At 43.0% G+C, this 20,591-nt stretch carries 19 protein-coding genes; 14 read left to right on the top strand and 5 right to left on the bottom strand.

Features of this window, described 5'->3' with window-relative positions:
- The first annotated feature begins 98 nt into the window (after window positions 1-98).
- The 10 genes from GQF01_RS04455 to GQF01_RS04410 all read left to right on the top strand — a co-directional run bounded on the left by GQF01_RS04455 (window position 99) and on the right by GQF01_RS04410 (window position 10,386).
- Entirely contained in the window at window positions 99-1,241 is a 1,143-nt protein-coding gene (locus GQF01_RS04455; protein ID WP_161405661.1) for an acyltransferase domain-containing protein, read from the top strand.
- Between the two features lie 132 nt (window positions 1,242-1,373).
- Window positions 1,374-2,798 carry a spore germination protein gene (locus tag GQF01_RS04450; protein ID WP_161405660.1) on the top strand — a complete coding sequence of 475 codons (1,425 nt, stop codon included), beginning with the start codon at window positions 1,374-1,376 and terminating at the stop codon, window positions 2,796-2,798.
- A 14-nt stretch (window positions 2,799-2,812) separates the two neighbouring features.
- Window positions 2,813-3,928 carry a Ger(x)C family spore germination protein gene (locus GQF01_RS04445; protein WP_161405659.1) on the top strand — a complete coding sequence of 372 codons (1,116 nt, stop codon included), beginning with the start codon at window positions 2,813-2,815 and terminating at the stop codon, window positions 3,926-3,928.
- A gap of 10 nt (window positions 3,929-3,938) precedes the next feature.
- Window positions 3,939-5,030, top strand: a complete 1,092-nt coding sequence (locus tag GQF01_RS04440; protein WP_161405658.1) for a GerAB/ArcD/ProY family transporter — start codon at window positions 3,939-3,941, stop codon at window positions 5,028-5,030.
- Entirely contained in the window at window positions 5,027-5,227 is a 201-nt protein-coding gene (locus GQF01_RS04435; RefSeq protein WP_161405657.1) for a hypothetical protein, read from the top strand. The genes GQF01_RS04440 and GQF01_RS04435 overlap by 4 nt, the downstream gene beginning before the upstream one ends.
- A gap of 65 nt (window positions 5,228-5,292) precedes the next feature.
- On the top strand, window positions 5,293-5,907 hold the full coding sequence (locus tag GQF01_RS04430) for an isochorismatase family cysteine hydrolase (RefSeq protein WP_202556077.1): 615 nt from the start codon (window positions 5,293-5,295) through the stop codon (window positions 5,905-5,907).
- Between the two features lie 101 nt (window positions 5,908-6,008).
- On the top strand, window positions 6,009-7,529 hold the full coding sequence (locus tag GQF01_RS04425; RefSeq protein ID WP_161406427.1) for a spore germination protein: 1,521 nt from the start codon (window positions 6,009-6,011) through the stop codon (window positions 7,527-7,529).
- Entirely contained in the window at window positions 7,522-8,607 is a 1,086-nt protein-coding gene (locus GQF01_RS04420) for a Ger(x)C family spore germination protein (RefSeq protein ID WP_161405656.1), read from the top strand. Before GQF01_RS04425 ends, GQF01_RS04420 begins: the two co-directional genes overlap by 8 nt.
- A 19-nt stretch (window positions 8,608-8,626) precedes the next feature.
- On the top strand, window positions 8,627-9,739 hold the full coding sequence (locus GQF01_RS04415) for a GerAB/ArcD/ProY family transporter (RefSeq protein ID WP_161405655.1): 1,113 nt from the start codon (window positions 8,627-8,629) through the stop codon (window positions 9,737-9,739).
- Window positions 9,740-9,912: 173 nt separating this feature from the next.
- Window positions 9,913-10,386: a DinB family protein gene (locus GQF01_RS04410; RefSeq protein WP_161405654.1), complete on the top strand. Its 474-nt coding sequence runs from the start codon at window positions 9,913-9,915 to the stop codon at window positions 10,384-10,386.
- Between the two features lie 92 nt (window positions 10,387-10,478).
- Here GQF01_RS04410 and GQF01_RS04405 read toward each other — a convergent pair whose 3' ends face one another.
- Entirely contained in the window at window positions 10,479-11,729 is a 1,251-nt protein-coding gene (locus GQF01_RS04405; RefSeq protein ID WP_161405653.1) for an esterase-like activity of phytase family protein, read from the bottom strand.
- 217 nt (window positions 11,730-11,946) lie between these two features.
- Here GQF01_RS04405 and GQF01_RS04400 point away from each other — a divergent pair, with 217 nt between their 5' ends.
- Window positions 11,947-13,299, top strand: coding sequence for a hypothetical protein (locus GQF01_RS04400; RefSeq protein ID WP_161405652.1), 1,353 nt, complete (start codon window positions 11,947-11,949; stop codon window positions 13,297-13,299).
- A 6-nt stretch (window positions 13,300-13,305) separates the two neighbouring features.
- Here the strand turns inward: GQF01_RS04400 and GQF01_RS04395 are convergent, their stop codons facing one another.
- From GQF01_RS04395 to GQF01_RS04380, 4 genes are all read right to left on the bottom strand, one after another.
- Window positions 13,306-13,845, bottom strand: coding sequence for a cupin domain-containing protein (locus tag GQF01_RS04395; protein ID WP_161405651.1), 540 nt, complete (start codon window positions 13,843-13,845; stop codon window positions 13,306-13,308).
- A gap of 224 nt (window positions 13,846-14,069) precedes the next feature.
- Window positions 14,070-15,137, bottom strand: coding sequence for a Ger(x)C family spore germination protein (locus GQF01_RS04390; protein ID WP_161405650.1), 1,068 nt, complete (start codon window positions 15,135-15,137; stop codon window positions 14,070-14,072).
- Window positions 15,127-16,227, bottom strand: coding sequence for a GerAB/ArcD/ProY family transporter (locus GQF01_RS04385; RefSeq protein ID WP_161405649.1), 1,101 nt, complete (start codon window positions 16,225-16,227; stop codon window positions 15,127-15,129). The genes GQF01_RS04390 and GQF01_RS04385 overlap by 11 nt, the downstream gene beginning before the upstream one ends.
- Before the next feature lie 21 nt (window positions 16,228-16,248).
- Window positions 16,249-17,565, bottom strand: coding sequence for a spore germination protein (locus GQF01_RS04380; protein ID WP_161405648.1), 1,317 nt, complete (start codon window positions 17,563-17,565; stop codon window positions 16,249-16,251).
- A gap of 156 nt (window positions 17,566-17,721) precedes the next feature.
- Here GQF01_RS04380 and GQF01_RS04375 point away from each other — a divergent pair, with 156 nt between their 5' ends.
- From GQF01_RS04375 to GQF01_RS04365, 3 genes are all read left to right on the top strand, one after another.
- On the top strand, window positions 17,722-18,378 hold the full coding sequence (locus tag GQF01_RS04375; RefSeq protein WP_161405647.1) for an HAD family hydrolase: 657 nt from the start codon (window positions 17,722-17,724) through the stop codon (window positions 18,376-18,378).
- 199 nt (window positions 18,379-18,577) lie between these two features.
- Window positions 18,578-19,390 (top strand): alpha/beta hydrolase, encoded by an 813-nt coding sequence (locus GQF01_RS04370; protein ID WP_161405646.1) that lies wholly within the window; start codon window positions 18,578-18,580, stop codon window positions 19,388-19,390.
- A gap of 27 nt (window positions 19,391-19,417) precedes the next feature.
- Entirely contained in the window at window positions 19,418-20,449 is a 1,032-nt protein-coding gene (locus GQF01_RS04365; protein ID WP_161405645.1) for an NADH:flavin oxidoreductase/NADH oxidase, read from the top strand.
- Window positions 20,450-20,591: the final 142 nt, after the last annotated feature.

Below are 20,591 nucleotides of genomic sequence, written 5' to 3'. Positions count from 1 at the left end.
TTGAAGACTTCATCCACATCAGATTTTATTGCGAGTAACCTCTTGCATGCTGTAAACTTGTTAGTTAATAGCCTGTTTAATAGGAGAGGTGTACAACCATGGAATTTTTATTATTGTCACAAGACGTAACACAGCATTACTGTAGGAAAATTCTAATGCCTGAAGGGGCTACCGAAATATTGGTGAACATCGCCAATAAATTGAACAATGATCAAAAACTTTTAGATATTTATATGGACTTTTACAAACAAAATATAGAAAGTGGTCACTGGACGACAGTTTGGGAACCATTGACTATTCATCCTTACGTAGAAGAAACCTTCGGTCAAGAAGCTTCCCTGTTTTATCTGCATGCAGCATTACAGAGACTGCCTCTAGCGAAGCAGAAGTATGCCGAGTGGGGACTAAGTGAAGAGTTATTTGTAGAAACCTTAAGGGATATCGGGGTCTGGGTACAAAATGCCTATAATCTTGTGGGCTACTATGCGATTAGAAATTTCAGTTGGATCTGGAGGCATATAGAAGCCAGAATGTTTCGGATTGGCGGTATGCAATTTATAGCTACCAAATTTTCTGGAGTCGTCAAAGGCTTTTATAATGCCAAGGAAGAAAGCTTTGTCCTCTTATGTGGCGAAGGAATGGAATTAAGAGCAAACGGTGATATGCAGGGTGTTTGCAAAAAAGAGAAAACTTCCGATGGGTTTGTGACGAAATATGAGGAAACGGAACAATATTTCATTGGCCATCCGATTACTCCTATTGGTAAAGGCTCGCAGGACCAAGTAAAGCTTAAAAGGGACGAATGGGAAAAAGTCCTAGACAAGGATGATACTTTGCTTGAAATCCACATTCCAAGAGATACTGCTTTTAATATGGAATCAATCAAAGACACCTATTCAAAAGCGAAGGAATTTTATGCCGCCTATTTTCCGGATGTCCAGTACAAAGGTATGGTTTGTCATACATGGCTCTTTACTCCCCAACTTCGGGAGATGCTGCCGCCAACCAGTAATATCATCAAGTTCCAGGAGCAATTCTACCTGTATCCGACCGCGGGTTCAGTACGTTTCCTATGGAATTTCGTGTTTAATGAATTAACGGAAGTAAAAGATGCCCAACCTGACACATCATTAAGGAAACAAGTTCTTACTTACTTAGAAGAAGATAAAGAGATCTTTGATATGAATGGGATCTTTCTTGATATTTGCGGTGATTTTGGATCAGTAACCTATAAGAAATGATAGGCCATCTTGCTATAGAATCAGATATGAAAAGGAGTACTGACTACTGTCGGTACTCCTTTTTCATATCTGGGAATTTATGAATGGAAGAAATGGGGATAGGGAACCTTAGCTAAAGAAGGGGGATTCTGGATGGATCAACACCTACCAAGTTTCTCGGCAATCATTCGAGGAAGACTGAACGATTCACCTGATCTTGTGATAAAAACATACACGGTTCAGGATCAAATCGAAGTGACCTGCATGTATTTGAATACGATAACAGATCAAAAGCAGATCGATAAATTGGTCATATCTGGCATTTTGACGCCGTATTTCCCGCTCATGGTTGACCAAGATCCCTTTCATTGGTTACTAGCAGCATTCAAACAAGCGGATATTAAAGAAGTGAGCGGAGCGGATACTTGCGTTAAAGAATTGCTCAAAGGGCAATGTATTGTGGCTTTGCCCGGAGGACAGGCAGTATCCATAAGTGTCTGTAAACAAGAAATCCGCAGTATAACAGAGCCAGAAACAGAATCTGTCGTCCGGGGACCGCGTGAAGGCTTCGTGGAGGATTGCTGGCGCAATGTTTCGCTCATTCGCAAGCGCCTCAAGAGCGATAAATTGGTGATTGAGGAGATGTTGATTGGCACCGAAACGAATACAACAATTTGCTTCCTCTATATGAGCGGCATTGCTGACCCTGCATTAATTGAGGAATTTCGGAGAAGGCTGATGGCCATCCGAACGGATAGCATTCTCGAAAGTTCCTATGTGGAAGAATTTATTCAGGATAAGACCCTGACTCCTTTTCCTCAATTCATGTCATCAGAAAGGCCAGATGCCATCGTTGCAAGATTGCTCGAGGGACAAGCTGCCATTATTACGGACGGGACACCTAATGTTTTAGCAGGGCCAATTACGTTTTTTCAGTCATTTTCCACGTCAGAGGACTACTACCAACGAGCTGATATTGCAACCTTATTACGCTGGCTCCGTATGTTGGCTTTTGTTATATCTGTTTTTACACCTGCCTTATTTATTTCCCTGGCAAGCTATCATCAAGAAATGCTCCCCTCGTCGATGCTCGCTAACCTGTCCTCGCAAAGGGAAGGAGTGCCCTTCCCAGGTGTAGTAGAAGCTTTCGGGATGATGGTTATATTTGAAGTTCTTCGGGAAGCCGGACTACGCATGCCAAGAATATCCGGTCAAGCGATATCCATTGTGGGCGCATTGGTGCTTGGTCAAGCTGCGGTAGAGGCAGGGATCGTGTCGGCTGCCATGGTCATTGTCGTATCGTTAACCGCTATTGCTAATTTCGTTGCTCCGAATTATGGGTTTGGCATTGCACAGCGGCTCATTCAATTTGTTTTTATGTTTTTAGCCGGCATTTTAGGTTTTTTTGGGATCATGTGCGGCGTGTTTGTCCTGCTCATCCACTTGGTATCCCTTCGCTCCATGGACGTTCCGTATTTTTCGCCGGTTGCACCGCTTAAGTTATCGAATTGGAAAGACACCTTTATCCGTATTAATCGGCCGTTAATGAAACGTCATCGAAGCAAGGGGAATGGGTAAGGTGATTCGATAGGATGAAAAAACTTCTGATTCTTTTATCCGGCTTACTTGTATGTTCAGGCTGCTGGGACATGAAAGAAATTAACCAACTTGCAATCGTAGATATGATCGCTATAGACCAGGATGAGGACGGAATATTCCATGCCTTTTATCAAGTTCTCAATCCACCCAGCATTGAAGCCCGTAGATCTGGGCCGTCTAAAGCAGCTGTATATACCTATGAGACATCATCCCCAATCATGGGGCGTACGCTGGAACAAACTGGCGCGGTCATGTCCAGAAATTTGTATACCTCGCATCTGCAGTGTTATGTCGTATCAGAGCGTATGGCGAGAGAAGGCTTATTTAAAATGGCTAATTATTTGGAAAATTATAAGGAACGCCGAACGAATGTTTATGCGATTGTGTCGGAAGATCCCGTTTCCAAAGTGATTAATACCTTCACCCTTCTAGACAGGGTTCCAGGGAGAAATATCCGTTTATTATTGGATTGGCATGCTAGAAGACTGGGAATTAACAAGCTGCCAACGAGGATGAAGGATATTGTTGCAGGTATCCCATTTAGCAGACCGACCATCATACCCATGATTCAGTATACAGGGGATACTTCAGCTTCATTATCGGATCGTCTGGAAGACATCAATGCTACGAAGCAGAGTTTAAAATTTAGTGGGGGAGCCGTATTTATTGGGGCTAAGATGGTCGGGAAAATCAGCGATGATATCAAAAACCAGTATTATGTTTTAAACGGATATGCGAACCGGAAACAAGAATCGTTTAAAGTAAATGGCGAAACCGTTGCGGTAGAGATCCGTGATATTCAAGTCAAGCGGAAATGGGTAACGAAGGATAAACTTCAAATTCGCATGTATACCAAAATGGGCATGATTAACAATGAGCAGGATAAAAAGTTAACCGTCCAAAACATTAGTGAAATCGAACAAGCATTTAACAGCTCATTCCAAAAGAAGTGCGAAGAGTTCGTAAGTTTCGCTTTGAAGAAAGACTGGGACATGCTTGGAATCGGTGACACGGATCAAGGCCGAAACAGGTGGAAAGATATCCATGTCGAATTTGAAATCCGTTCTAAGCTTACCTTTCTAGGAAACACTATTACACCGTATGAATAGGAGAATTACGTTGGAACAAACTTCATTAAGCCCATTCCAAATGTTTTGTGTGGTGACATGTTTTATCGTGGGGACTACCTTTATCATGCTGCCAAACGCCACGATCGCAGATGCAAAGCAATATGGATGGATTGTTCATTTATGGGGTGCGGCTTTTGGTGTTCTTGTGGGGACTGTATGGATTTACATTTCTGGCAAACATCCGGGTCTTTCTCTTGTGCAAATATTGAACAAACTATTTGGTAAATATGCAGGCGGGTTGATCTCCGTCTGCTATATTATTTTCTTTCTCCAGATTGCTGCGTGGGTAACGAGAAATGTAAGTGATTATTTACATGTGACGATGATGCCTAGGACACCTCAAACGGTATTTCATCTTATGACCCTTGTGGTGTGCGCTTACGCGGTAGTGAAAGGAATAAGATCGATATCACTCGTTAGTATCTTTATCGTACCCTACATATCCATTTCCTTCTGGCTTCCTTATACGGTTATGTTGAACGAATGGGAGTGGCGTAATTTTCATATTCCTACAGACTTTCATTTTTGGCAAACGCTTGTTGAAACCAAATATGCCCTTGGATTTCCTTTCATGGAGACTGTTGCTTGTATGATGATTTTCCCATTGGTTCGATCAAAGTTGAAATTAGCCGTGCTAGGCGGGACGCTCTTTGGAGGCATTCAGATCGCACTCTCTGTTTTTTTCGCGATTGGCATTCTAGGTGTTTACAGGTCATCCCATCTACTTTATCCGAAGTATACGATATTTCGTGAGATGGAGTTTTCCAGCTTTATTGAGCATCTTGAATCCATCATTTCCATGAACATGCTATTAGTTGTATTTGTAAAATTGAGCGCAATTTATTACTTTGCCGTAACGGCTATTTGCCAAGTGTTCACCATCCGAAGTCGTGCAGTCGTTGCTTTCCCTTTGATCGCATTCATCTCCGCTTATTCGCTATTGTTCTCGAACATCGCTGAGAATGCATTGTGGATTCATGACTATTTGTTTATCTATTATATTCCGTTCGGTCTCGGTTTTCCCATTCTAATGCTGGTGTTTACTTGGATGCGTAGAGGAAGAGGTGAAAGTGCTATATGATTGGTCTCGTTGCAACGTTTATTGCCTTTTTGGCTGTCGGATTCCTAATCTTGCGTTATCTGCGCATGCATGCCAGAGAAGTATGGGCATTCGCAATCATTACGTGTATTGGCTTCGTGCTGTGGGCAAGCATTGTTATCCATTCTCCTCTTGATCTGAACAGAGCAATTGGCTGGATGATTGATAGCATACATTAAAAATAAAACCTGCTCCCTTGCGTGAGAGAGTATGAAATTCAACTACGGAGAGGAATGTATCTATTTTGACAAACAACTATGATAAAACAATGACGGGGCTTCTTTTGGTTGACCCTTACAATGATTTCATCGCACCGGGAGGTAAACTTTACTCACGGGCTCAAGAGGTATCTGAGTCCGTAAACTTCCATGGACATTTAAAAGAGATCGTCGCTGAAGCCAGAAAAGCCGGTATTCGAATATTTTTTGTTCCTCATCACAGATCAGAACCGGGTGATTTCGCTACTTGGTTGTATCCCAATCCGAATCAGGTCAAGTCGCAGAAATCACAGGTGTTTGCCAAAGATTCCTGGGGCGGGGAATTTCATGCTGACTTTCAACCTCAAACGGGGGATGTGATTATTAAGGAGCACTGGGCCAGCAGCGGATTTGCCAATACGGACCTTGATCATCAGCTTAAAATGCATGGCGTTCAAAGGATTATCGTTATCGGAGCGTTAGCTAACACCTGCATTGAAGCGACTGCACGCTTCGGTGTGGAGCTTGGTTATCATGTTACCTTAGTAAAAGACGCGACGACAGCTTTTAGTAAGGAGGCCATGCATGCGGCGCATGAAATTAATGGGCCTACGTTTGCTCATGCTATTTTGACTACGGAAGAACTACTTGCGTCCTTGTAATAGGGGATGCAAGTACACGGCTAGACATGTATGGAAAGGGGGGGCTCATAACATAATGGTTGGTGTTAACTCATACTACAGGTGTACGCAAGGAGCAGACGATGAAGCGGCATAATGAACCTGTTAGGGATTCAACTGAGCAAAATAAAGATCCCCGGCGAACGATAGCCGAGGTTTTTAAATTGGCAAGTAAATCCAGTGATTTTCATCAATTTTCCCCGCTTGAAGGCGACTTTGCTGTTCGCATTCAGATCAGTTATTTTAAAACACTTGTGGATTGTCAAAAAATAAACCGTTACATCGTAGCGGAAATCCAAAAAAATATCGCAGAAATTCATAAACTGGTAGATATTCAAAACATCCTTCCGTTTGAAGATGTGAAAGTGACTCTGGATGCGGCTGAGGTGGAGAAAAATTTAATTAAGGGTTACGTGGTTATCCAGTTAAACGATTCCGATCACGAGTTTTTCTTGATAAACGTGAACCATATAGAGCTTGGACATCGCCTAAGTAATGAAACTGAAAATGAATTTAGTGTCGTTGGACCCAAAGTTGGCTTCGTGGAAAACATAGAGCTTAATATACACCTTATGCGGCAGCAAATTGCTGTGCCGGAATTGGTGTTTGAAGAAATAACGGTCGGGTCCATCTCGAGAACGAAAGTGATGATCGTGTATCTTGAGGGTGTGACGAACGACCAGCACGTGCAGACGGCTCGACAGCGGCTTAAAGCGATTGATATGGATATCGTTTTCGACAGTTCGTTTCTAGATCAAATCATTTCGGATCACACGAACACACCTTTCCCATTGTTTTTATCTACGGAAAGAGTTGATCGGGTAGCCTATGCGATCACATCCGGACAAGTCGCTATTTTCGCTGATGGGTCTCCTTATGCGATTACAGGACCTTCTACTTTTCTGGATTTCTTTATGTCGCCAGAGGACTATTACATGCCTTGGATCCTAGGATCTTTCTTTCGAATTATTCGAATAAGCAGTGTAATCTTCTCTATATTCGCCACTCCATTATATGTTGCTGTATTGACTTATCATTACGCAGTGCTGCCGGAGTCCCTGCTTGAGCCGCTAATCATCTCTCGCAGCCACGTGCCATTCCCACCTGTATTTGAAGCCATCTTTCTGGAAATCACGATCGAGCTGCTGCGGGAGGCGGGAGCAAGGCTTCCATCGAAAATCGGCCAAACGCTGGGAATCGTTGGGGGGATTGTAATCGGGCAGGCAACCGTTCACGCGGCGCTGACTAGCAATATTTTGTTGATCATTGTTGCATTAACTGCCTTAGCTTCGTTTACGACTCCGATTTTCAAAATGGCCAATACGATCCGTCTATTACGATTTCCCTTTATCCTGCTAGCGGCTTTATGGGGTGGTTTGGGCATTGCTGGCGGGTTTCTTTTACTCGTAGGACACTTGCTACGACTGAAATCATTAGGGACACCGTATTTGGTTCCGCTATTCCCGTTTCGCACCGGTAACTTCTCAGATAGTTTCATTCGTGCTTCCCTTCAATTTATGACGAGCAGAAGCAAGCATTTAAAGCCGAAAATTGTTGAACGGTTTCATCCGAGGGAAGATAAGGAGGATATTAACAATGAGTAGTGTGAAACGACTTCTATTGCTTCCAGTAATGACCCTATTTGTTCTTACGGGATGCGGGAATGAAGTTGTTGTCAATCATATCCGCAGCTTAACGCTACTCGGCTTCGATAAAAATGAATCTGGCTATCAAGCATCGGCTTTATATACGGACTATGAGGATAAAGGGAAAATAAAAATGCTTCAAGGGAAATCGAAGCAATCAAGGATGATGCTGAAAGAAATCGCGTTCCAATCCGCACAGCCTATTCGGATGGAAAAGCTGAAAATGTTAGCCTTTAGCAAGGAAGTAGCTAGTGAAGGCATCACGCCATTTTTGAAAACCATTTGCCGAGACCCGATCATCAGTTATTACATCATCATGGCTATTTTTGATGACACGATGGCATCCGCATCCAAAAGTTTGGTAGGCAAAAATAGTCTGGAGTTTCCTCATCATCTAATTGAGCAAAATATGAAGCAAGAAATGATGCCTAGAACGAATGTTTCAAGAGTTCTGTTTGAATATTACGGCCTAGGACGTGATATATCGCTGCCTTACCTTAAGTTAAACCAGAAAAAAGAGATTGAAATCGCCGGTTATGGCATATTCAAAGGCGACCGCTTGAAGCTCGTCTTGAGCCCTGAAGAAATGGTTTATTATAAATTGCTGCAAGGTGATGCCTTGCGTGGAGACATTTCCTTTGTCTTAAACAAAGAATCAAAGCAATCACCAGCTACTTTTACCGCTACTTCCGGCAAGATGGATAGGGGTGTATCATTTGAGCAAAATGAGACGAAGGTTACATTTAACTTAGAATTGAGCGGGATGGCTATTGAATATCCAGATTGGTTCTCATTAGATGAGGAGGAAAATACAAGATCGTTCGCTAAGCAACTGAATGAGCAATGTGAAAGTCATCTTAATGCTCTGCTGCGCAAGTTTGTGAAGGAGGGAGTTGATCCGGTCGGAATTGGTGATTTGGTGAGGTCACGCCAAAGAAACTGGACGGAGGAAAAATTCTATGCATCTGACTATGACAACGTGATATTCGATGTTCATATAGAAACACATTTAAGCAAATCCGGGATTGGAGAATAATTCATCAGGGGGATATCAGGTGGGAAATCATGTAAAGGCTAGCTTAACCCTTTCTCCATATCTTCTATGGATACTACTGCACTGCACCCAGATGCGCAGCACCTTAATTACCTTTCAAAACCACATCATTAAAGGGGCTGGGACTGATTCCTTATTTTCTTTGGCGGCTGTGGGAGTAAGCTTGCATGTGATTGTTGTCATGATGTTTTTCTTGCTGGAGAACTCGCCGGATGGCGATATTATGTCACTGCACAGCCTGTTATTCGGCAAATGGTTCGGCAGTCTCCTGACTTTTGTGTTCTATGCCTATATTCTCTTATTCATTGTAAATGAATTAAGATCATACATAGAAGTTGTACATGTTTGGGTTTTTCCTAATACACAGATGTGGAGTTTATCCGTCTTGTTATTACTGTTTGCCGCGTATATTGTTTCTGGAGGTTTACGAGTCATCACAGGGATATCTCTTCTTTGCGTCATCATCCCGACAATGATCATTCCGTCATTAACTTTCCCGCTGATGCATGCACATTGGACGAACTTTCTCCCTTTATTCAATCATAATGTTTATCAATTTGCCACGTCGAGCTATCACTCATTAAGCACATTTTTGGGCATTGAATTTCTACTTCTCGTCTACCCTTTTATTAAAAATCAACCAAAATCTAAGAAGTGGGCACATATCGCCATTGCTCATTCCACTTTAATTGCCTTAACGATAGCATGTATAAGCTTAGCCTATTTTAATATTCAAGAGCTGGAGCATACGACCTGGCCAACGCTTATTTTGTCCAAAATCATACGGTTTCCAATTCTTGAACGTTTTGATTACATTTATATTTTTGTATGGTTTTTCGTTGTTATTTCCGCTTGCTGCGTTGGAATATGGGGAGGTATACGAATATTAGTGAGAACAGTAGGTTTGAGAGCTAGACCTTCCTTATGGATAACCAGCGGTCTTGTATTTATGATTATGCTTCCAATGAAAAGTCCAATGATTATTGACAAGCTGGATTCTTTATTGAATTTATCCGGGTGGATCCTGTTGTATGGTTACATCCCACTATTATGTATATGGATGGGTCTGCGCAAAAAGTTAGTTAAGCGTCAGAGTGTCCAGACGGAGAGTTAGGATACACCATTGACACCTTACCAACTGGTAAGAAAGTATGGATCCAGTGCCTAAACTTATTAATTAGTAAGTAAAGAATGGGGACTGTCATTACTGCTTATGTATGTATGTCTTGTTCAAAGCAGGAGAAAATAATCCAAGCAGGTTAATCCTACACTTTAAGGAGACTAATAATGAGAAAAGAATTTGTATTTCATTTATATAATGTTGAACATGATAATTTTATAAGACTGCTTGAAAGATGCCCGGTGGATCTGCGTAAAGTGGCGCCTAATGGATTTAACACCAGTCTATATTGGCATTTGGGCCATGTCCTTCGGATCACAGAGTTTCATGTATTTGGACTATCGCAGCAGCCTTTGACACTTCCGGAGAATTATACAGAACTATTCCATTATGGAACGAGTGCGAAAGGCTGGACGGATGAGCAATTGGCTGAGCATCCTGAATGGGATTACATGATTTCACAGCTGAAAGAACAACGAGAATATATGTACAAAACATTGAAAGATAGATTGGATGAGCCTGTACCTGAAAACTTCAAAAAAGGTGAGAATTTCGGAGAATTGATTCTTACTACTGCCGCGCACTTATCCAATCATAATGGTGTTGTTGCTGCCATGCTGCAGGTACTTCAACAAAAATAACTCGCGGGGAGAAAGGCACAAGCTCGATTACACGGTAGTAGGCTATTGAATGAAAAAAAGACCGCTGATTGCGGTCTTTTTTCTATTAAGCACTATTTAGCAGGTGAAACATCGAAGGCTAGAAGCTGAGTCACTTGCGATGCGCCGAAATTGTTGTCAGAGACAAGGATAAGGCTGTCGTGCCCATTTTGGAGCTTCGGTCCCCATGCGATGCCTTCCACATTGTCAAGCTTAGGCAGGCTGAGTGTATTCAGATCCAGCACAAGCTTCTTGGTAAGAGGCGTAAATTGGCTGGCTGGTAAAGCTTCAAGATTGTTCACATTGGTCGCTTGAGTGGAGTCCGCTTCATAAATGCGAATATAATTGGAATAATTGCCATCGGCGGCTTGCACGCCAGACCGTTCCAAGATGAGGAACTGGTGATCATTTATCGCAAGCATTTCCGAAACTCCGTTATCGGCGCTTTTGCCTTGTCCGGGCTTAGCTGGGATGGCGTCAACCGGATAAGCATACTGCGCGATGATGTCGCCGCTTCGATTGTACTTCGTTATACGGGAGTAGGAGCCAGCATCAACAGTCGAAATTTCGCCGTCTTGATAGAGCGCGGCTTCCATGGATGTAAAGTAGTATTTGCCATCGGGAGAGAAGCTGCTACCCTCCAGTGCAAGATTGTTGCGGAAGCCTTTCTGCACGCTGCTACCGCTGTTCGCATCCATTTGGAAAGCTTTGGGAGTCAAAATCGAAGATAAGTATTTGCCTTTTAAAGTTGCTTGGCGGATGAAAGGGTTCAAGTTAAGGCTGCGATCGCCTTCGCTCGTATACCAGATCGTTTTGCCGCTAGGATCAAAGCGAATCGATTCCAGATCAGGGACAATGCCTTGCTTGTTAGCTGTGAAATCTTTTTTGTTTGGATACGTTGTGCCATCCTCTTGCTTGAGCTGCGTCATACCCGTAAATTCGACGCCGTAAAAGCTCTTGGTATCGTATTTCAGCTTAGCGCTGTAAAAACGAGCAGGAGCGTTGTCCGAGCGATCATCGCTGATAAGTATCCATTGATGCGTCCTTGGATTGTAGTCAATACCGGATAATCCGCCTACAAGTGTTTCCTCGAACTTTAGATCGTTTGCAATTCGTTGCTCCCCGATAAATGAAAGTTGTCCGACAGTGTGATTTTGAGCATGCTTATCTTGCTTGTGAGGCTTAGCTCCTTTGCGTTGTTGGCCTTCAGCCATTGGAGCTTGTCCATCAGGTTCCGTCGTGGCGGCCGAAGCGGCAGCGAGTGGTACGGAGGCCAGCAATAAACCGGCGACTGCACCTGCGGATATGAGCTTTCTTACCTTCACGTCAACACCTTCTCTCCCAAATTCATCCATCAATAACGATGACACTCTCATTATATAGAAGTGCTTCGGAGCGGGACAATAGGATATGGGAAAATTTACATAAGCTTAACGGGCATACGACAATCATGCTAATAAGTGCAGCTCTAGCGTGGTAAATTGTGGTACGATATATGAAATCAGTTCTATTGTAATCCATGTAAGGAGGCTCGAATCCCCAATGCAAGCCCGTGCATCTACCAAATCAACCCGAACGAGCAGTTCGTCGTTAGATAAGCAATCACATTCATCCAAAAATGCGGAAACGTCTTCACCATCATCAACAATTGGCATGCCGATGAATACTTCATCTGTTCTTCAGCTCCAAAGAACGATTGGCAACAAAGCGGTAACACGTATGATGTCGCAGGGGCAGCAGGCAGCGCCTGTCACGTCGATGGGGCTACCTGTTATTCAACGCAAACTAGTAGCCCAGTTCAGTGACAGTTTGAAACGGAGTGCAACGACAAGCGACTTATTGCAGGCTTTTGAGCTGATTGGGATGAAAAGTCAAATCCTTGCGGCCAGAGCAAATGCAGGCGTGAATCCTATGACGTTTAATGCGGTATTGGAGCAGGAAATCGATGAAGCGGACTTCACCGTGCAATTAGCCAAAGATAAATTCGAACAGTCCAGAGACCAAATTAGCCAAATAGCAAGCAATGTGCTGCAAAAGCTATACCTGGACCCATCTGTCTCTAATGACGATGGTGAGAACGACATCTTCTATGATGCGGTTGAAGATCATCCAAGTAAGGAAGATATGCTGCCTCGCTTGGAAGATCTGAAATCGCACATGCACATTCTTCCCGGAGATATGAAAACGCGGCTGCTCAGTTACTATTCGATGGCTTCTTTATCCAAACCTGAAACGCTTTTGACGATCGATACGGGAGCCATTGACGAGATGGAGCTTTACGTACTGGACTACTCGAAGAGTATTCTTCAAGAGGTACAAAGATTGACCAGCCGAATTGCCCAAGACACGATGCTTGCTGAGCTGGCTCCTCAGCTCCAAGATTTCTTAAATACCTATCTATATGTAAAAGCTGAGGATTTAAGCGTATTTCCACTGAAGGAACTGTCAGACAATTTGGCATTCCTCTCCCGGCGTATTGAAATCTTGGAGGCGGATTTCAACGCTGAACCAAAGCCAGAGGTTTATATTCACAAGGATGCAACAGATGAAGCGCTCGATAAATATGTTTCCATGGTCCACAATAACTGGAATGCCGGGCGCAACAATCCAACCCGTGATACACCAGCCAAGCATACGCATGTTGATGGATATAGCACAAGCATGATTTTTTCCATGCAAAATGGCAGTAAAGATCTATACATCCATGGCGTCGCTGCCTTCCATATGGACAGCAATATGTCTTCTTCTGAAGCAAGAAGCGCATCGGAGATGGAAGACCGCTCTCAGACGTTGGGGGATTTCATTCCCTACATGCCATCCGGAACTTCCTGGATAACGAAGGAACAGTGGTATATCAATAAAATAAAGCAGTATTTTACAGTTGAATTTTTATGATGGCTGTTACTCATATTTCTGTTTATAACCAAGGAGTCTAGCTAGGGGAGAAAGGATAGTAAAGACGATTTTCTGCACGGACCATGGAGGATTTACCACCTGAATTTCGTTCTGATAATTGAGCATAGGAAGAGACATCCGGACCAAGTTAGGCGTGCCTTTCGCGTTAAGCTTACCGTCTCTTGCAAGAGCGAAATAGGTTCGGAAAAATCCTTCAATTTCTAGTGCTGGCGTGAATTTTTGAATCGTATGAGCTTCTGCAGCATCTTCATTCCAGAAATAATGGGGGACTCCTGCAGGAATCTCCAAGATATCTCCCGGTCCTAGAACCCGAGTCTCGCCGTTTATGTAGAAGTGGATTTTGCCAGTAATCACTTCTAATGAACTTACTTGGTTTGGATGAATATGTTCGGGTTCTTTCTCTTTGGAAGAAGGATTAAAGCTTTCAATTTCCAATAGTGCACCGTTTGTCTCTTTCCCGGTTGTACGGAAAATCATCCTCTGTCCGCTGCGGGGATTCGTTATTTGTCTGTCCGTAGTTGTCATGACAGCCTCCTTATTTAATGGTTCAGAGTCAGCTAACGCCGGGAGCCTTTCCGCTACGATTCCAAGAAAAAGAAACATCCCAGCTTCATGGTAGCTTTCCAATTGTCCATCGTCAAGAATGCTGAATCAATTAACAAAATTAAAATAATCGGGGAGATGATTTCATGGAGATCCACAAAAAAATAGAGGCCAAAAAGCCTCTATTAGGTATTTGCTAGGCACATTTAGTTTTCTACCACATCTCCGCTATTTGTGATAATGCATCCAACCGTCAGATCGGTTTCTAATTTCGGATAATAATCTTGCCGCCAATTCACGAGTTGATCGAAGGGCAGCTTGTTTCTAAAATACTGCCCCGTACCTAAAGCATCGGACCCTACCGTCTTTAGCTGACTGAAGAGCTCCTCATACCGGCTTTTCATATCTTGGGCAAAGGCTTCCTCAATTTGTTGTTCGTTTAAATTCCCGTTATTTTCAATAAGATGTAAGGAAAGCTGCATATTCATTTGAAGGACGGGATGCTCATCACGCCAAGTGGTATGTATACGGTTTTTACATTTTACGATAGCCACACTCGCCCGATTCGTAACTTGAACAACGGAGCCTTGAAATAATTCTTCGTATAAATTGATCAACAGAGATTGTTCCTTTTTGATTTCCCCTATCATCTTCCCTTTGGCCATTACTGCGGAACCCAAAAACTCCAGCATGGTAGATTTCCCTGAACGCAGTATGGGGATAGTAACATCTTCCGTGTCGGAGTGCATAGCGCCATAAATTTTCCAAACATAAGCTAAATTAATCTCAGGACTCCATCCGGCATTTTTATTGAAAAAGTTCATAAGTGCGCTTCCATCCGTTTGAATGACACGACCTGTATGGGCTAGAAAAGCTCCAATTTCTTCGGACGTGATGGCCACGAGCGCTTTGGTGGGTATCTGTTGGCTTCTCGCGATGAAGGCTATCGCTTCTTGAATTCCATCTTCAGCAAGATCACGATCAAAAACGATAAATTGCACATGCATAAAATCGATGCCCGCTTCAATATCTGTATCAATATCAGTAAGTGCTTTACTTATTGTGTCGGCTTCTTTGTAGAAAACCTTGGAGGATAATCCTTGCTTTTCTGGTGATGGAATTTGTATGTGAATTCTGTATGTATTGGTTTTACCATAGGAAATGCCCATGACAATGGGAAGAACCCGGTGATTGACATCCTTAATGTCCCAGCAACCGGTTAACAATACCGCACATGTGATTAGTAGAGCTCCAGTCTGAAGCTTACGCATCATTTTTGAAAACCTTCTTTCTGTAAGCTCTTTGAATGAAACCACCACGTAGATAGACAGCAATGGGTATAATCAAGAAGATAGAGAGACGGAACCAAATATCGGTTGTATAGATCTTCACGTAGGAACTCCAATTTGGAATCATCGCGGATGCAACACACACCAATAAGCAAAGGATCGGCCTAATATAAGACTCCTTCCATCCCGGCATCATTTTGTGCACTAACACAGATGAGGCCCAAAGTGCATAAGAGGTGATTAATAATACGAAAGCAAGCAGTGCAACGGCATAGAATAATGAGATTCGGTTAAATATGGACCACGTAAGATTGACAGTGTCAATACTTGTTACCAGTGGAAAATTCATTAATGTTGCCGCATTAACACCAAATATCAGCATTGGAATATAGATGATCACCACATAAAGTAGAGTCAATGGAATCATTGTAATCAGAAGAGGCTTCATCTGCACTTTGATAACGGGAGGCAGCATACCTAGAAGAATAAAAGGGCAAATCGAAAATAAGGGAACGAGGAACTCTAAATGCTGCATAAAGTCAAAGCTTGTATTTACAAGTGGATAAATGTTGGTAAACCTTGCATTAACTGTGCATCCAAGCAAGGCAAATAAAAGGGCAGGGAAATGCAGAAATGACAATAAGGTGCTTGCTCTTAAGATGCCTCGGGGGCCAATGGATGATCCAAGTAATGTGATGAAGCATAGCAATATCAAAATTGAAATTAATGGTGAACGGACTACGAATACGATAATCATGAGTTCAGCAAAGCCGCGAATTGCCATAATCCCGATGAGGAGTATATAGAGAATAAGTGGCAGAAGCAGGGCTGAACTAACCCATCTGCCGAGAGGAAGAAGCAGATCTGCGTAATCCATATTCCCGGCTTTGTTCAAACCTTTTAGCAGAATGACCATGAGGATTAACTCGATAAGCATATACATAATGGCTGGTTCCCAATGTCCATATTTCGTGGTATGTAACACGGCTCTTGGAAAGAGCAGAAATATGATGCTGCAATGAGATCCGATGAAAAATAAGGGGACTGTCAATGTTGAAATCCATCGAGAACTCAAGGCGCCACTCCTTTCCAACGGTTAGGTTTGCTTTAATTTTTTGAAATCGAAAAAGCTCATAAATGGGATACCAAAGTGTTCAATTCTGCACACATAAAAGCAAATGGTTATAAAACCGGCGAACAAACCGAAAACACCAAAAATGCCTGAGAGAACAACGATGGCAGCTCTCGTAATGCGAATATTCAATGTGTTTAAGTAATTAGGAAAAGCAAATGTAGCCGTAACGGAAACGGACAGCACAATGATAACCAAGCTGCTTACCAATTTTGCATCGACAATGGCTGTACCAAGAACGATGCCCCCGATAACGGTAATGGATGCTGCAATGCTTTTGGGTAACCGTTGTGTGGATTCAATACTGATTTCGCTAACAATCAATAAAAAGGCCATTTCTAAAAAGGTAGGGAGCGGGATGCCAATCCGGCTGCTAGCAACTGAGAGCGCGAGTTCGATTCGCAGCGTTTCCGGATTCACCGAGACTAGAGCCACATAAAGTCCGGGTGTTAACAAGGAGATTAACAAGCTCATTAAACGTAAGTATCGAAGTGCAAACATAATGAGCAGGGGAAGCTGTCTATCCCATTGGATAGAAATAAAATCGCCAAATAGCAGAGGAAGCACGTAAGCTACGGGCTCTCCATCTATTAGCAAAATCACCCTTCCTTTCATCATTGACGAGATTGCTTGCATCGGAATTTCTGTTTTATAGAAAGGAGAAAGTAAGTCAAAATGACTGCTGCCGAGTATTTCCATCAAGTCTTGACCCGTTTGTAAATCTCTGTTTGCTGCTTTTTGCAAGTGACTTTTGACTTGATCCAGCAGTTGCGTATTCACTAGTTCTGAATGGTAAACTAAAGTCGCCTCTTTGGTAGCAGCCCCTGTAAATGTAAACCCTTCAGCCATTAAGTATGGCGAATTCATCGATTTTCTTATAAGTCCGATATTTGTAGTTAATGGCTCCATGAATGCAATTGCCGGAGCAAATGGCATGGATTCGTTCTCGGGCTTATCCATAGCTCGGGAAAGAGAAGCGGGCTTACCTTGAAAGCTGAATGCTTGTTCACCATCGGCACTCAATAGAACGACCCGTCCTTGTTGAAGCTCGTTCATATTCTTAGTGCTCCATGCCTTGCCAGCCAATCGTGTGCATATCTCGTCATAGGAAACGGCTGGCGTGATGCCAGATTTCCAAATAAATTCAATAGTTTCTTGCGAATTCACAACGGAGTCATAACAGACGAACCACACTTCTTCTGCTCCGAGCTGCAGGCGTTCGATTTTCAGATCACGATTGAATTCAGTTATTTGTAGGATGACTTCTAAATAATTGCTCATAGCTAACCTCCCAGTGATATTGTTTACTATAAATTGGGAATTATTCAAGTTGACTCCTGCAGGAGATATGCCAAGGATTCTCAGCGGCCAGTAGGAGACTATGGTATTCGTGTGGAAGTTATCAGATATTACTGATGTTCCCAAAGGAGCTATTACATGAAGAAACGTCTTATTTTATTTGATTTCGATGGCACATTGGCGGATACATTGCCTGCCTCATTCGATGCATTTCGAGCTGTTTTCAAGAAATACGATGGCCAAGATGTAACGAATGAACAGCTCGTTGCCATGTTTGGTCCAACAGAAGATGATATTATTGCGCGGAATTTCAACCATCAAGAATTCGTTCATGAAGCTATTAATGAATACTATGATTTGTATGGACGAGGACACTCAGGAAGAAATGACAGTAATTCAATTCTAGAGCTACTCATTTTGCTGAAAGAAAATGGGTTACAGGTTGGGATAATTACCGGCAAGAGTCGAAGAGCATTTCTTATTTCATCCGAAGCTTTGAAGCTATCGCAATACTTCGATTATGTCGTAACGGGAGATGATGTTGCTAAACCGAAGCCCGATCCTGAAGGGATATATGAAGCTATGGAGTACTGTGGAGCACAACCTGAGGAAGTTGTCTTTCTCGGTGATAGCAACGCTGATATTCGTGCGGGGATAGCTGCCGGCGTTCAAACCTACGCAGTCCAGTGGCTGCCAACCTACCAAAGCACAGCGTATGAGGAAAAGCCGGATGCTATTTTCAAACAACCATCAGAATTTATTCATCTTTTAAAAGAGAACGGTACCTTGAGTTAAGCAGTTTAGGGTGAATAACGAGCGGAGCGGAGGACATGATGTCCTTCGCTTTTTATCATTTCTACGCAATGAATGATGGGGGACGAATGTGACAAAGTTACGGTTAGTTGAGGCTGACCCTGATAGTATCGTAAATGTGAGAAGCACAAACAACACGAGCGCAAGAAACCAACATCCAGTAGAAAAGGGGAGATTGTATATGAATTTCAATACAAATCAATCGAATAAACCTGTTATTGTTTTCATTCATGGCGCCTTTATGACACCGGATAGCTGGTCTCCGATGAGGAACTATTTCATTAAGCAAGGTTTTGAGACTATGGCTCCTGCTTGGCCATACCACGACCGTAGTATCGAAGAACTTAAGAATAACCCGGCAAAAGAACTGGGTAAACTTGGGCTTGCTGAAATCGTTGACCATTATGCCAGCCTTATTCAGGCATTACCTGTGAAACCAATCTTAATTGGGCATTCATTTGGCGGTTTGATTACTCAGATCCTGATGGATCGCAATTTAGGTATTGCTGGTATCGCAATTGACCCAGCTGCCTCTAAAGGGATCAACGCTGGAGCCTACAAGACAGCATCCAAATCGGTGGCATCGATCTTATTAAAGCCATGGAAAAACACCGTAAACCTGACGTTTGAACAATTTCAATATGCTTTTGTCAATAACATGCCTTTGAAGGATCAAAGAGAGGCGTATAGCTATTCTGTCCCTGAAACGACTAAACTATTTTTTCAAAGCGCGCTTGCTTCCTTTCATGCCAATAGTCCATTAACGATCAACTTCGAGAATGGCAATCGGGGGCCGCTGCTGATCATTGCAGGCGAAGAAGATCATATCGTGCCTGCCGCTATGGTGAAGAAAAATTTCGAACTTTATAATCAAAATTCCGGTGCGACAACACAATTCACCCAGTTTCCCAATCGGTCACATTGGATCATTGCCGACAGCGGCTACGAAGAAGTTGCCGATAAGATTATAAACTGGCTTCAAGAACAACTATAAAAACTACTAGAATAGAGGGATTGAGCAATGAATCATTTATTTACACCTTTTCATATAAAAAATCTAGAACTGAAAAACCGCGTGGTCATGCCGCCGATGTGCCAATATGCGATTACAACGAATGATGGGATTGTAAACGATTGGCATTATAACCACTATGTAAGTCGTGCAATCGGAGGGGCAGGCCTCATTATTATCGAGATGTCCGATGTTGAGCCGGATGGCCGTATTACGAATAGTGACCTTGGGTTATGGTCTGACGAGCACATTGCTCCTTTAAAGCGAATCGTCGACGCTGTGCACCAATACGGCGCCAAAGTTGGCATTCAGATTGCACATGCGGGACGTAAAGCGGAGGATGCGGAAGTTCCAGTAGCACCATCTGCCATTCCTTTCGATGACAAATCTAAGATGCCGCGCGCTTTAACGACAGACGAAACGAAGCAAATGGTGGACAAATTCCGTTCGGCCGCGGAACGTGCGATTAAAGCTGGCGTAGATACGATCGAAATTCATGGAGCTCATGGCTACTTGATTCATCAATTCCAGTCTAAATATACGAATAAACGTACAGATGAGTATGGTCAAGATTTGACGTTGTTTGGTAAGCAAGTCATCCAAGCAGTCAAAAGTGTAATGCCTGATCAGATGCCGCTCATTATGCGCATTTCTGCTAGAGAATATGTCGATGGCGGTTATGGGTTGGAGCAAAGCATGGCATTTTCCAAAGTATACAAGGAAGCTGGAGTAGACATTTTCCACGTTAGCTCTGGAGGAGAAGGTCCTATTCTAGCACACGGAAGACCAGGCACCCATGTCGCTTATCAAGTGCCAATGGCAAGAGAAATTAAGAAAGCATTGGACATCCCTGTCATTGCAGTTGGGCGATTGGAAGAGCCGGCTTTGGCAAATTCCGTTATCGGGAACGAGGATGCAGATCTCGTGGCAGTAGGTCGCGGTATGTTGCGAAATCCCTACTGGGCTCTGGAGGCAGCGACGAAACTTGGTAAAGAAACTGAAATCCCAGGCGTCTATGGCATTGGTTTTGGCGTGAAATAAATGGAAATGTGAAGCCTATGGACTGAAGGTATTTTTCAGCTATCTAGAGGGGAAATTACATGTAGGGATCTTAACTGAAACTATTGCAACGGAACTATGGTCCTCTATTCGGAGTAAAACGGACTGTTTGCACATCAAGCGA

Source organism: Paenibacillus silvestris (assembly GCF_009882985.1).
GTDB lineage: Bacteria > Bacillota > Bacilli > Paenibacillales > NBRC-103111 > Paenibacillus_E > Paenibacillus_E silvestris.
Note: the sequence above shows the minus strand (reverse complement) of the source record. Positions and strands in the feature narration are given on the sequence as shown.